The sequence below is a fragment of the Spirulina sp. CCY15215 genome, assembly GCF_016888125.1.
Lineage (GTDB): Bacteria > Cyanobacteriota > Cyanobacteriia > Cyanobacteriales > Spirulinaceae > CCY15215.
In genome coordinates, this window is record NZ_JACSWA010000344.1 from 1 (window position 1) to 13,547 (window position 13,547).

Sequence of the window (13,547 nt, forward strand, 5' to 3'; positions counted from 1 at the left end):
GAAAGAGCAAAACCCGTTATGCGTACAAGGCGGTAACGGAACCAATATAAAGCCGTCCTATAAGGGCGGGGTTTCTACCCATTCTTCTGATGAACACGCAGAAAATGAGACAGGAAAATCTGTTCAAGAATATGTTCAAGGGTGCTTAGTGCGGATTAATTGACCAAAAGCCTAAAAAAAGCCACCTAAGTTCTAGATTATTTTCCTTACTTATCTGTTATCCTTTCAACGAGGTTCGATCTTTATGTCATCATTGGTATTAACAACTGAGGTAAGTCTCGGAGAATTGGCGATCGCCTTTCTGCAAGAATCTGTAGGAAACTGGCACTCTCAACGGCGTTATTACACCCTAAAAACCGATGAAGTGCAGGAAGTTGAGAGTTTTATCACGGTTAGCTTTCTCCCTCGCAATACTCCAGAATTGCAGCATTTAGCAATGTTACATCAATTAGAGGATGCAGATATTCTCCTGGGTGGTTCTCAAGTAACCTGGGAAAGTAATTACACCAAAGAGGATCGCAAACCTCTGAAAGGTTCGACAATATTTGGGATTTCGGAAACCCTTATGTATCGCGATCGCGGTTTTGCGACGATAAAACCAATTACAGCAGAATACACTTTACCCCCAGATAGCCCTCAAACCCTGCGTCTGCGGACGGAATATAAAGGCTCTGTCTTTGAAGAAGAGTTAAAATTAATCGGTCGCAATTATCGCACTCGCCAAACCATCATTTCTCGGGCGGGAGAGGAGCAAACCATCGGACAGTATCTCGAAAAACGGGTCGGTTAATGCGCTCTTCCCAGGATATTCAATCGCGATCGCCAGACTTTTGTTAAAAAGTCTGGTATTTTTAGGAAATAACCCGTAATAGGTAATCGATAAATTTTCTCCTAATTTCCTAACTCATAACTCATAAATGCAAGAGTCCTTCGGTGAAGAAAATTTAACGCCCCCCGATGGCGAAGACCTTACCATCGCCAAAGCGATCGCCAACCTGAAGCAAAAAGAAGATACAAGTTTGCGCTACTATGCCGCTTGGTGGTTGGGACGGTTTAGAGTTGGCGATCCCGAGGCGATCGCGGCATTAATTGAAGCCCTTGAAGACGAAGATCACCGCACTCCTGATGGTGGGTACCCCTTGCGCCGTAATGCGGCCAAAGCCTTGGCAAAACTCGGAGCGACGGAAGCGATCCCTGCTCTTTTACAGTGCCTTAACTGTAGCGATGTCTACGTGCGAGAATCTGCGGCTCAAGCTCTAGGGGCGATCGGCGATCGCAGTTGTATTCCCAACTTGCTTAAATTTCTCGAAGGGGGGGTAGAAGCAGCCCAATTCGTACCGGGGAAGCCCCACCTAGTTCAACCTTACGAAGCCATTATCGAAGCTCTAGGGGCATTGCAGGCGACGGAAGCAATTGAGGCGATCGCGCCTTTTTTAGAACATCCTGTAGAAAAAGTACAGTATGCGGCGGCTCGAGGATTGTATCAAATTACAGGAGAGGATCGCTACGGACAGAGGTTAATTCTAGCTTTACAAGGCGATCGCCTACAATTGCGCCGCTCTGCCTTAATGGACTTAGGAGCCGTGGGTTATTTGCCCGCAGCCGAGGCGATCTGTAAAACTTTAGCGGAAAATAGTTTAAAGCTAATTGCCCTCAAAGGCATTTTAGAACATCATCTCCAAGGAATATCTTCCTCATCTCTTCAGTTATCCGAAGATAGCATTCGCGTGATGGGTTTCATGGATTCCCTGTTATAAAAGTCACCAGTTAAAAGTTATTGAAGCATCAACAAACTATGAATGAAATAGTAACAAAACCTTCAGTTCAAGACTATATTAAAGCCGTCGATCTAGCTGCTTCTTCAGATGCTTTACTCGATGCGGTGCAAGCCTTGGCAGATTTGCGCCAAGAACAGGCTCTTCCGAAGTTAATTGAAATTCTCGGTTACAATAACCCTGGAGCCGCCGTCGCTGCAGTTGGGGGCTTAATTAAGTTAGGGATTCCAGCAGTTCCTGCCCTTCTCGAACAACTTGACGGTTATAATTACGGGGCGAGGGCTTGGGCGATCCGCACTTTGGCTGGAATTGGCGATCCTCGGGCGATCGAGACCCTAATACAAGCAGCAAAAGAAGATTTTTCCTTTAGTGTTCGTCGCGCTGCCTCTCGGGGGTTAGGTAATATTTTATGGTCGGAAATTTCTTCTTCAGAACAAGAAACGACTCAAAAGCAAGTTCTTGATGCTCTTATTTTTGTTTCCCAAGATGTAGAATGGGTTGTTCGTTATGCGGCGGTTTTGGGTTTGCAAGGATTGGCGACTCAACAACCTTTATTTACAGAAAAAGTTGGCAACCATTTACAAATTTGGCAAGAAACAGAACCCGAACTCACCCTTCGCGCTCGCATTCAACTCGCTTTACAGCGTTTACAAATTGAGAGTTAATTAACGCACAATTTCGAGTTAATAAAAGGGATTGAAACAAAACGCAAAATTATCCTTGCTTCTCTGGAATTTCTTCCAAATCCTCCGTATCATTACGATCGCCAGATTCTTCGCTATTCTTGGCTGCTTCTACTTGCAAAAACTGGACAATTTCTGGGCGATCCTGTTGCTGGGCAAATTCAAGGGGGGTCAAGTCTTCACTATTTTTAGTGTCAAGATTGGCTCCAACTGCAACGAATAGCTGTACTAAAGGTAATTGATTGGTGGCGATCGCCCAATGCAGGGGAGTGCCGCGATCGCGACTGAAGACGTTCACATCTGCCCCAGCATCGAGGAGTATTTGGGCAATGGCGGGACTTTGTACCCAATGTAGAGGGGTGCGATTGTATTCATCCCGGATATTCACATCGGCTTCTCGGGCGATCAATGCACTCACAAGATCGGGAACACTTTTTTCCACGGCGATATGGAGGGGAGTGACCTGGGCAGAAAAGCCATTGGACTCTGCTTTAGCGCCATTATCGAGGAGAAGCATGGCAACTGTAAAGTGATTATCGAGCAAGGTACATTGCAACAGAGAAATGTGTTTCTTTTCTCCCAGAGAGGAGAGAAATTCTCGCGTTACCAAAACATTAGGGTTGCCTCCGCGATAGAGATAAGCACTCACCCTAGAAGGATCTCGGCAGAGATCGGGAGGAGTAATGCCGACGGAACTCGGAAGCGCCCATTTAAAGGAACTCAAGGCGATCGCCGTCACTAAGAGAGCGATTCTACCCCCTTGGCCGATATTTTGCCAGAGTTTTTGCAGAAGAGCAGAAGGACGAGGAAATGATGAATCAGAACTAATGAGAGATAAAGGACGAAGCAGTGAAAAAGACTTTTTAGAGCCTGGCTCTTTTGGCGCGGCTTTTTGGCGCTTTTTGTTTTGGCGATCGCGCCAAAACTGTTTTAGTCCGATCGCGGCCAAAATGCTCAAGAGAAGTCCGCAGACGACTTCTGGACTGACCCAATTTTGGGCGATCGCGGTTTCCAACCGGGTTCCCCCCCAACTAACAAAGAGTAAGAGGGCAATAGTTGGGAGATATCCCAACTTGATTTTCAGGCGCTGACAGGCTTTTAAACCAGGTAGAATCGAAACGGGATAAGGGTAAAATAAGCCGGCGATCGTCCCCATCAATACGAACCCGATGCCAACACCTAACCCCGCACTGGCTAAAGGAATCCAACTGTTAGGCGCATTAATCGCCCCGACTATCACTAATATCCCCGCCCCAAATAAGGACCCTAACTGAACGCTGGGATTGCCCATCTGACGGCTGGTATAATATCCTCCCATAAACGCCATCGAACCCAGGGACAGCAGGATCGCGTTTAAATCGCCAGATTTCAAGATTTCCACCGCCAAAGCCATTCCCGACCAGGCTAAGAGGAAAAGAATGCCTAAATAACTCCAGGGTAAGGGTTGTCGCTGTTCTGCACTCTTCTCCTCGGGGGGCGTATCGGGTAATGTGGCGGCGGGGGGGACGTGCAACCATAAAAAAGCCTCTAAATAGGGTTTTGCCCCTTCATCCCAGGCGATCGCCCGGTGTTCTGCTAATTCCCAATCAAGCAGCCAAACCTTACAATCCCCGTCCTGACTGGCAGAAATGGCGTAGCGACCATCTGCACTCAATCTCGCGGCGGTAATGCTGTCTCGATGTCCCTCGAAAATAAAGACACATTCCCCGTTTAAAACATTCCATAATCGTAGGGTGCCATCCTCACTTCCGGATAATAAAATACGTCCATCGGCACTAAAGTCCACACAAGTTACGGCTCCTTCGTGACCTTGAAGAACTCGCAAACAGCGACCGACAGCAACCGCCCATAATGCTATAGTGCGATCGCTGCCTACCGATGCCCCATAATGCCCCTCGGGACTCAAACAAACAGAATTCAGTCTCCGACCCCCAGAGGGAACCGCTTGTAAACAGTCTCCCGTGGCCACCTCCCAATATTTCCATGTCCCCGTTGACTCATCTCCCACGGTTTCCAGACCCCAAGCCTCTTCTTCGTTTCTCGAACCGGTTTCGCAGGAGAAAAGGTAGCGCCCATCGGGACTAAAACCCACGGCGGGAATGGGGGTTTGATGACCCTGCCAGCGACGGAGTAACCTTTGGGTTCCCACTTCCCATAACAATAGTTCTCCATTCGCACAGCCGGCGATCGCATAGCCCCCATCGGGACTAAAACTGACGGAGAGGGGAATGCTTTGATTGCCGGAAAAGCGAGATTTACATTGACCGCTTGACACATCCCAAATTTGTACGCTGCCGCCATCTCCTCCTATCAGTAAATCCCGACCGTCTGGACTCAGATCGAGGGCGACGGCGCTTCCCAGGGAGTCATTTTGACAAGTTACGAGAATATCTCCGGTCCTGGGGTGCCATAACTGTACGCTTTTATCGTTGCCGGCGGTTGCGACCCATTCCCCCGAGGCAGAAAGGGCGATCGCATTGATGCGGCTGTGATGAGGACTGACGCTTAAGACTTCTCGCGCCCCTTTTAATCTCCTACGGGGAAAATGATTGTAGAGGCTTCCCCAGAGAAAAATGCCTCGTTCCTCCCATTCGTAACCGGGGAGCGATCGCAGTCCCTGCAAGCATTCTAAGGCTTCAAGGTAATTTTCTTCTTCCAGGAGCAGGGAACCGCGAGCCAATTCCTGTTCGTAGATTTCTTCCACGGAGAGTAAATTCGTCTCTTGCTGCATTCGACAGAAGCGAAAGGGGGCAAGGGGTGCCGGGGAATAACAGTTCACTTGCCATAATTTCGTGCCTTGAATTCCCCCAGTTAAGGCATAGCGTCCATCGGGGGCGATCGCAATAGTTGCGATCGCCTCGGATGTGGCAAAAGTTCGCAGACATCTTCCTGTTTTCAGGCACCACAATTGCAAATCTCTTCCCCCAGCAAGGGCGTAGCGTCCATCGGCACTCAGGGCAAGGGCTTTAATTTGGCGATCGGTTTTAATGGTTCGTAGAATGCGCCCGGTGGAAAGGGACAGTAATTGCAGGTTGCCGTCTTCTATTGCGGCCAAACACAAGCGCCCGTTGGAGAGTAGGCAAATCTCTGTGACGCGGCCGAGGTTATCAAATTGGCGCAACGGTTTCCCTTCAGTCAAATCCCAGATTCTCGGATCCGCTTCAGCAGATAAGCCATAACGTTGAGATGCCAGCAAGAAAATAGGCGTACCATCTTGCAAGCAGGTATAGAGAATCTTTTGGGTGGCGACTTCTTGTAGGGTCAGGGTCATCCCCTCGCGGGACAAAGTATAACGACTATCCTCACTAAAAATCTTGTTGTCTAAAGCATTAGGACTCAAGGGTGTTTTCTTTGGTTCTTCTGCTCTTTTGCTGGGGCTTTCCCCTGCTTGACCGACCCAAAATACCGTTCCCAGGTCTTCTGAGGATTGCCGATCCGAATCTACCGTAGCGAATACTTCTGGGAAGTCAGCCAATTGCGTCGGGATGTCCTTGGGTTGATTTGGTAAGGTTTCCCAGATATTTATGTTTTCAAAGGTACACAAACATTTCCCAATCATTAAACTCCACAATTTGAGGATCGGTCCGAATTCTCCTTGGGACAGGGAAATAATGTAGCGATTATCTGGGGCGATCGCAATGGAGAGGATTTTTCCTTGACAATCTCCCGCAAAAATATGATTCTGATTGGTTTTAAAGTCCCATAGTTCTAGGGTGCCATCTTGTTTTCCCGATAATCCGTAACGTCCGTCAGCACTGAAACAAACTGTATTAACGGCTTTAGGACTAATGGCGATGGGTTGTTTGCCTGGCAGGTTGAGAAGCTGATATTTGGACTCGGGCAGCCTGGTTTGGGCAAGGGCGAGGGCGTTTTGACCTTCTACATTCGCGTTTCTCTCGAGTAGGCTAGAAAAGGCCGCGATCGCCGCTTGGCAGTCGTCTCGTTCTAAATGCACCCAGCCCAAAAGATAGGCGGTTAAATCCTCTTGAGGATCGAGGGCGTTATTTAAGACTTGCAGGAGTCGTTCGTCGTTGGTATAGCGCCCGCGCCACAATAATAACCCCCAGTTATAGGTCGATTCGGGGTGGTTGGGGGAGATGCGACGGGCTTCGTCCCAACAGTTGACGGCTTCTTGTTTGCGCCCTAGGTCAAGGAGGGCAACGGCGCGATTATTGAGGATATCGGCGCGATATTCGCTGACATTGGGTTCCTGACGCGGATAAACTGTACCGATCGCCTCCTGATAAATTTGACTCAATCTTTCGGCACAAAAGCGTAAATGAGGAGGGCGCTGATGTTCGGGGTCTTGCCAGCAATAGTGCAGCAATTCGGCGACTCCGTGAGGCATTGCGGGCAGATCTGTTCGTGTTTCTCGAGTCTGTTGATATTGTTCTAGGGCTTCTCTGGCTTGGGTTCCCTCTTGCCATGTCCGTTTTCCTTGAAACATTTCCAAAACTGTTAAGCCCCAACTCCACAGATCGCTGCTGGGGCTATAGTGATTGTGCTGTAATTGTTCTGGTGCTGCATAGGCTACCAAGGGACTGCCTAAATTTACCCAACCAAAATCCGTAATTTTGGCAATTCCTTGCTCTGTGATGAGAATATTTTCGGGTTTGATCCTACCGTGAACTGTACTGCGTTCGTGGGCATAGTGCAATCCCCAAGCGGATTGGATGGCAATATCGAGGATGCGCTTAAGTACAGCTTTACGCTCTCCTCGATAGAGGCGATCGCGATCGAGCCAATCTCTTAAACTCCCTCCTTCAACATATTCGGAGACGATCGCCAAATCATTTTCAATGGGGCGGGTGTAGTAACAACTGGCAATATGGGGATGCAGGGCTAAATTGACCCATGTTTCTAATTCTTGTTCGCATCTTGGGGGACCTCCTAGGGTGGCTATCAGTTCTGGAGATAGCGCTTTCAGTGCCACATCAATTGCCCATGCCTTATGTCGGGCGAGGTAGACTGTCGCTAATCCTGCCTTATTCAAGGTATTTTCGATCGCGTACAGGTCCAGAAGGGTGTTGCCGACCTTCCACTGACTGGAAAACCGAGCCTGCATATTTTCCTCGTCCGTATAGTTATGCTAGAGCGTCTTCCGATTTTAACGCAACTTGTGCCATCATTTACAAATAACAATTTTTGCGTCATTAATTATTAATAATTGCGGGTGGAAAAATGAGCATTAAAAGAATTTATGCCGATCGCGTTTCTGATTGGATTGAAGCGCGTCAAGAGGAGGATAATATCCCTGGGGTTGCCGTTGCTTTAGTACAGGGAAATGAGATTATTCTACAGGCAGGTTTTGGCGATCGCGATATCGCCAAACAACGCCCTGTCACTACTGATACTTTATTTCAGATTGGTTCAACTCATAAATCGATGACGGCTTTATTAATTGCGACGTTAGTTGATGATGGTATTCTCGATTGGGATACTCCTGCGATCGCGATCGATCCCGATTTTGAACTGGAGGATCCCGATAGTCGCCAAACTGTTACTCTACAACATTTATTAAGCATGAGAAGTGGGATTCCCGAGGATGCTGAAGATGAGTTCGATCTGGATAATTCCCAGGCGGAAGATGTTTTTGCTTATATCGCTGGGGTTGAATTATTAGGAGAACCAGGAGATGTTTTTAGTTATAGCAATTTAGCGGTTTCGTTGGCAGGATATTTAGCGGTTTTAGCTGTAGATGAAGATGCGGAAAATTTATATGCAGGTTATGCTCAATTATTACAGGAACGAATTTTAGAGCCAATTGGTATGAAGGATAGCACAATTTTTGCTAGTGAAGCAATTTCTAATATTAATTATTCTCGGTCTTATATTTTAGAAGATGGGGAACTATTAGAAGCAGAAACTGAAGATTTTGATGACGATCCCCTTGCTCCTTCTGGCTCTTTAAAAGCCAGTATAACTGATATGGCACGTTATATCAGTACCCAGGTGAATAGAGGTATTGCACCCAATGGCGATCGCGTTGTCTCAGAAGCAAATTTATTGAAAACATGGCAACCAAAATGGGGAAGTTATGCAATGGGATGGGAAGTTGATGAATATCAGGGAATTGAGGTAATTGCCCATGAAGGTTCTTACGACAATTTTGTGAGTATTATTGGTATTATTCCCGAATATAATATCGGTTTTGTTGTGCTAACAAATTCCGAGGATACTGCATCTTCTTTAATTGAGGAAACACCCCAAAAATTAATAGAATTGGCGCTTGATATTCAATCCTAAAGAGAGTGAATTATATTCACTGGTGGATTGTAAGCTAGAAAGATAGTTTAATTATCGACATAGCTTTTCAATCTTCATAAGTTCAACAACAAGCCTATTTTTGATTTTGAGATGCACCCGCAATTAAACCCAATTATTAAACCACATTCGTAACTGATACCCATCGGGAGAAAGAGGAAGTCCGAGGTAAATTGGCAACCAAAAGATAAAAGCAAGAATGATAAAGATGATCGTAACAAGTCCAATTTGACGAGAAATATATTGAGAACTATGCAGCCAATTATCAATAATCCATGCACCTGCTAAAATTGCAAATACCGATGCACCCATATAATGATAAAGAAATGTACATCGCGTTACTTTCAACCAAGGTAATAAGTTTGCAGCATAATTAAAGACTAAAAATAACATCAGCCAAATACTCGGTGCAACTGGCGATCGCGAAAATTTTCTGCGCCACAAATTTAGCAATAAAAATAAACAGAGAATGGCGATCGCCAGGGTAGAAAACCACCACAAGATCGGATTTCCCATCGCATGAACATCATACACAATGCTACCCATCCCACTCGGTAAAGGAGGATAAGCAGGAATCATTTCTTCAACATTCTGCACCTTTTGATAAAAATAGGCCACAGGTCGTCCCATAATTAACCAACTATACCAAGATGAACAATAAGGGTGAACCCCTGGACCACTGCCAATTTTTTGATGAAAAGAAAGGATTGCTTTTTGCATTTCCCAGAATCCAGGTTTAGGATTCATCAACAGATGAGGAACCCAAGTCAAACAATAGGTAAAAACAGGAATACATCCCAAATACCAAATAATATGTAGCAGATTGAGAGAAGTTAAATGAGTTAAAGGGAGTTGATTGTATTTACCATTTCCAAGCCGATTTGTAGGGGTTAAGATCGCGATCGCCCAAGCTACAAACCAAAGCAGATAGATTCCCAATAAAAAACCCAATCCATTCCATTTTATCCCTGCTGATAAGCCAAAAAATATCCCCGCTAAAATCAAAATTTGCCAGCGAGGACGGCGATCGCGAAAAAAGTCATTGACGCGATCGCTAACAATACGAAGAAGACGAAATTTCCCTCCCCGATAACTTCGCAAGCGACGAATTTTGCGCTGTCTCGATTTGGGATATTCTTGTAAAGCAAATAAAACGCATAACTGTCCCAATAAACCAAATAAAACCAAATAAATATTGTTCAACCCATAACGAGACTCCACCAAAAATAACCCATCTAAAGCTGCAAATAAAGCCGCGATCGCCCCATAACTGCGGCGATAGGTCAGAAGATAGGCGATCGCGCCAATAACGACAGGAACAAATGAACCTGTTAGCGCATTAAACCAACGATAACTAAAAGTTGTTCGCAACGATCCCGTTAATGTATTAGTTGTTTCTTGTCCAAAAGGTAAATGAGATCCCAGCCAAATTCCCACAGCCAAAATGAGTTGACTTAAGGGGGGATGTGTGTTATAGACCGTTTCGCCAAGTAAGTAACGATTGGCAAATACCGGATAGTACACCTCATCAAAAACTAATGTATTAAATTGTTCCAAGCGCCAAAACCGCAACCCTAGGGAAAACAGGAAAATCCCCACCAAAGCGAGTTTAAACCAAGGAAATGAACGAAAAACGGGTTGTTTGTCAACAATCATTGAGGTTGCGGGGATAAGTTTTTCCTGCTTACATACTTTATCCCTCATCCTTACTTTTTTAATCCCGACTAAATTAGTCGGGTATGTTTGACGGTGTTTTTTATCTGTGTTAGGATTTCTTTCAACCTGTAGATGGAAAGATATAAAGCCATGACCCAAGCGATCGCCACTCAACCCAAAAGCTCCTCAGCCACCTTCACCAAGCTGGTTTCCAAGGAAGGAGGACATGAATACGACTTACTCCCCATCAATATTTGCGAACATACCTTCGCGCCTTTAGAAGTGCAGTATGATTACGATGCCATCCGCCGCCAAGTTAGTCGCGAAAGTATCGCCGCCGGTCCTAACTCCATTTGGCGCTATCGTCCCTTTCTACCCGTTGCTACCGATAATGTGATTGATGTGGGTACGGGGATGACTCCCTTAGTGCGATCGACTCGTTTGGCGCGTCGTCTGGGTCTTAAAAATCTTTATATTAAAAATGATGCCGTCAATATGCCAACTCTTAGCTTCAAAGATAGAGTCGTTTCCGTGGCATTAACCCGCGCCCGCGAATTAGGATTTACCACCGTCTCCTGCGCTAGTACGGGGAATTTAGCCAACTCTACGGCGGCGATCGCGGCTCATGCAGGGCTTGAATGTTGTGTGTTCATCCCCTCAGATTTAGAAGCAGGTAAAATTTTAGGAACATTAGTTTACAATCCGACGGTAATAGCGGTAAAAGGCAATTACGATCAAGTTAATCGCCTTTGTTCGGAAGTTGCGAATACGAAAGGATGGGGCTTTGTCAATATCAATCTTCGCCCTTATTATTCAGAAGGCTCTAAAACCCTTGCTTTTGAAGTTGCAGAACAATTAGGCTGGAAATTACCCGATCATATTGTTGCCCCAATTGCTTCTGGTTCCCTCTACACCAAAATTTGTAAAGGCTTCCAAGAATTTGTCAAAGTCGGCTTAGTAGAAGATAAACCCGTGCGTTATAGTGGAGCCCAAGCAGAAGGTTGTTCTCCGGTTGCCCAAGCCTTTAAAGAAGGTCGAGATTTTGTCACTCCAGTTAAACCAAATACCATTGCCAAATCCATTGCGATCGGCAATCCTGCGGATGGAATTTACGCCCTAGAACAAGCACGAAAAACCAACGGTCACATCGAATCTGTCACAGATCCAGAAATTATTGCAGGGATGAAACTGTTGGCAGAAACTGAAGGAATTTTCACAGAAACGGCGGGAGGAACAACCATTGCTGTACTGAAAAAATTAGCAGAAGCAGGTAAAATCGATCCTGAAGAAACGACTGTTGTTTATATCACTGGAAATGGCTTAAAAACCCAAGAAGCAATTCAAGGTTATATCGGCGAACCCTTAACCATTGATGCCAAACTCGACAGTTTTGAGCGAGCTTGGGAACGGGCGCAAACCTTAGATCGTGTAGACTGGCAACAAGTGTTAGTCTAAGCCAAAACTTTGCGAAGAAAGAGTTAAAATAATATAGTTAGGACTTACGCATTAACGGGCAAGATGTCCGCACTACCATAACAAAAGAATACAGTACAGGGCAAATGCTTGCGCCCAGCGTCTCGCTCCCTAGCTGCGTAAGTCCTAGTAGTTTCTCTCTTTCCCATTATCCTATTCAATATTACCTCTTACCCAAGACAAAATGGCTGTTAAAGTATTAGTTCCAACCCCTCTGCAAAAGTTCACCAACAACGAAGCCACAATTGAAGCCAGTGGCGGCAATATTACCGAGTTAATTGATGCTTTGGAAACAAGTTTTCCAGGTATCAAATCGAAAATTTGTGATGAATCGGGAAAACCTCGTCGCTTTATTAATTTCTATGTCAATAGTGAAGATATTCGCTTCATGGATAACGAAAATACTGCGCTGAGTGATGGAGATGAAGTGAGTATTGTCCCTGCTGTTGCTGGGGGTTAAAACGTTTTTGGCGTAGGGGTTTGGTCTCCAAACCCTTATTTACGATTCATTTAGTTTTGCTATATAATTGGAAACGAGTTTATAAACATTGGGGAGTTTAACAATGGAACACCCATTTAATTTTAATGCAGAGAAAGGGATTGAAGCAATTCTGTATATTATAAAAAATGGTGCAAAACCGACATCTCTTCATATTTCAAAAGTAATGTATTTTGCCGATAGAAAGCATTTGGAGACTTATGGAAGATTTATTTGCGGCGATCGATATATTGCGATGAAACGGGGTCCCGTACCTAGCGGGATTTTCAACTTAATAACAAATATTAGAGATAACAACAAATCAAATCAATATTCTTTAATTACCGAAATTTTTGAAAAAGCGAATTCTGCTTTCTATGTAGAAAATCATTGTTGCATTAAACCTTGTCGCGATATCAATAAGAATTTGTTTAGTCAATCCGACTTAGAATGCCTCGATTTTTCCATACAAAAATATGGAAATTTATCTGCCGATCGGCTGACAGATTTAAGCCACGATCGCGCTTGGAAAAAGGCTGATGAGAGTGATAACATTAATATTGAAGATATTGTAAAAACGCTCGAAAATTCAGAAGATTTACTGGAATATCTTAAAGATATGTATCCGGGAGAAGCTGAATGAATGCAAAACAATGGGAAGTATTTTTTGTTCCTTCTTGTCGTTATGCCAAACCCCCAAAAGACAAATTTATTGTTGTTGCTTATATCAATCCTTGTCCTCATGGGTTTTTCATTAATTCTAAAATCAATAAATTTATTCGTAATCGACCCAATCTTCTATCTTGTGAAGCTCAAATATTAGTCAGTCAGCATACTTTTCTAAAATATGATTCCTATGTTGATTGTCGCGATCTATTTTCATTTGTGGACTCTGACTTAACGCGATCGCGAGGAATATTAAGTTTAGATGCACAGACAGCTATACTCAGTGCAGTCGATGCGTGTCCAGTTCTAGAAGAACATCATAAAATAAAAATTTTGGACAGAGATGAATAAATTTATTACAATAGCGATCGCCACATTTATTGTAATCGGCTATGGAGAATTTATAGTCCTTATACCCGTCCCATCGCATCTCGTCATATTCTCTTTGGTTTCCGTTTAGTTCGAGAATAATAAAATAAACTTATGTTTTTTCCTGAAAACTCAAAAACTCAACTCAGTTATATATACAATTTTCCTGACCATTGAGAAAAT

10 protein-coding genes are annotated in these 13,547 nt (G+C 44.6%); 8 read left to right on the forward strand and 2 right to left on the reverse strand.

Annotated features, from left to right (window positions below):
• Positions 1 to 244: 244 nt before the first annotated feature.
• From JUI58_RS07855 to JUI58_RS07865, 3 genes are all read left to right on the forward strand, one after another.
• Positions 245 to 790, forward strand: a complete 546-nt coding sequence (locus tag JUI58_RS07855) for a phycobiliprotein lyase (RefSeq protein ID WP_204103211.1) — start codon at positions 245 to 247, stop codon at positions 788 to 790.
• Between the two features lie 127 nt (positions 791 to 917).
• Positions 918 to 1,757: a HEAT repeat domain-containing protein gene (locus tag JUI58_RS07860; protein ID WP_204103212.1), complete on the forward strand. Its 840-nt coding sequence runs from the start codon at positions 918 to 920 to the stop codon at positions 1,755 to 1,757.
• A 38-nt stretch (positions 1,758 to 1,795) separates the two neighbouring features.
• Positions 1,796 to 2,440 (forward strand): HEAT repeat domain-containing protein, encoded by a 645-nt coding sequence (locus JUI58_RS07865; RefSeq protein WP_204103213.1) that lies wholly within the window; start codon positions 1,796 to 1,798, stop codon positions 2,438 to 2,440.
• Between the two features lie 49 nt (positions 2,441 to 2,489).
• On the opposite strand, the gene JUI58_RS07870 is transcribed toward JUI58_RS07865, so the two are convergent.
• A complete protein-coding gene (locus JUI58_RS07870; RefSeq protein WP_204103214.1) occupies positions 2,490 to 7,523 on the reverse strand; it encodes a protein kinase in 5,034 nt (1,677 codons plus the stop codon).
• A 116-nt stretch (positions 7,524 to 7,639) separates the two neighbouring features.
• On the opposite strand from JUI58_RS07870, the gene JUI58_RS07875 reads away from it, so the two are divergent.
• Positions 7,640 to 8,704 (forward strand): serine hydrolase domain-containing protein, encoded by a 1,065-nt coding sequence (locus tag JUI58_RS07875; RefSeq protein ID WP_204103215.1) that lies wholly within the window; start codon positions 7,640 to 7,642, stop codon positions 8,702 to 8,704.
• 123 nt (positions 8,705 to 8,827) lie between these two features.
• On the opposite strand, the gene JUI58_RS07880 is transcribed toward JUI58_RS07875, so the two are convergent.
• The gene (locus JUI58_RS07880; RefSeq protein ID WP_204103216.1) at positions 8,828 to 10,378 is read right to left on the reverse strand and encodes a phospholipid carrier-dependent glycosyltransferase; all 1,551 of its coding nucleotides are present in this window, start codon (positions 10,376 to 10,378) and stop codon (positions 8,828 to 8,830) included.
• A gap of 150 nt (positions 10,379 to 10,528) precedes the next feature.
• Here JUI58_RS07880 and thrC point away from each other — a divergent pair, with 150 nt between their 5' ends.
• The 4 genes from thrC (at position 10,529) to JUI58_RS07900 (ending at position 13,346) form a co-directional block, all read left to right on the forward strand.
• Positions 10,529 to 11,833: a threonine synthase gene (gene thrC, locus JUI58_RS07885; RefSeq protein WP_204103229.1), complete on the forward strand. Its 1,305-nt coding sequence runs from the start codon at positions 10,529 to 10,531 to the stop codon at positions 11,831 to 11,833.
• A gap of 202 nt (positions 11,834 to 12,035) precedes the next feature.
• Positions 12,036 to 12,311, forward strand: a complete 276-nt coding sequence (locus JUI58_RS07890) for a MoaD/ThiS family protein (protein ID WP_204103217.1) — start codon at positions 12,036 to 12,038, stop codon at positions 12,309 to 12,311.
• 103 nt (positions 12,312 to 12,414) lie between these two features.
• Entirely contained in the window at positions 12,415 to 12,972 is a 558-nt protein-coding gene (locus tag JUI58_RS07895; RefSeq protein ID WP_204103218.1) for a Panacea domain-containing protein, read from the forward strand.
• Positions 12,969 to 13,346, forward strand: coding sequence for a hypothetical protein (locus JUI58_RS07900; protein WP_204103219.1), 378 nt, complete (start codon positions 12,969 to 12,971; stop codon positions 13,344 to 13,346). The genes JUI58_RS07895 and JUI58_RS07900 overlap by 4 nt, the downstream gene beginning before the upstream one ends.
• Positions 13,347 to 13,547: the final 201 nt, after the last annotated feature.

Coding starts and splice junctions, on each gene's coding strand:
- JUI58_RS07855 (WP_204103211.1), top strand. CDS start 245: ATGTCATCATTGGTATTAACAACTGAGGTAAGTCTCGGAGAATTGGCG.
- JUI58_RS07860 (WP_204103212.1), top strand. CDS start 918: ATGCAAGAGTCCTTCGGTGAAGAAAATTTAACGCCCCCCGATGGCGAA.
- JUI58_RS07865 (WP_204103213.1), top strand. CDS start 1,796: ATGAATGAAATAGTAACAAAACCTTCAGTTCAAGACTATATTAAAGCC.
- JUI58_RS07870 (WP_204103214.1), bottom strand. CDS start 7,523: ATGCAGGCTCGGTTTTCCAGTCAGTGGAAGGTCGGCAACACCCTTCTG.
- JUI58_RS07875 (WP_204103215.1), top strand. CDS start 7,640: ATGAGCATTAAAAGAATTTATGCCGATCGCGTTTCTGATTGGATTGAA.
- JUI58_RS07880 (WP_204103216.1), bottom strand. CDS start 10,378: ATGATTGTTGACAAACAACCCGTTTTTCGTTCATTTCCTTGGTTTAAA.
- thrC (WP_204103229.1), top strand. CDS start 10,529: ATGACCCAAGCGATCGCCACTCAACCCAAAAGCTCCTCAGCCACCTTC.
- JUI58_RS07890 (WP_204103217.1), top strand. CDS start 12,036: ATGGCTGTTAAAGTATTAGTTCCAACCCCTCTGCAAAAGTTCACCAAC.
- JUI58_RS07895 (WP_204103218.1), top strand. CDS start 12,415: ATGGAACACCCATTTAATTTTAATGCAGAGAAAGGGATTGAAGCAATT.
- JUI58_RS07900 (WP_204103219.1), top strand. CDS start 12,969: ATGAATGCAAAACAATGGGAAGTATTTTTTGTTCCTTCTTGTCGTTAT.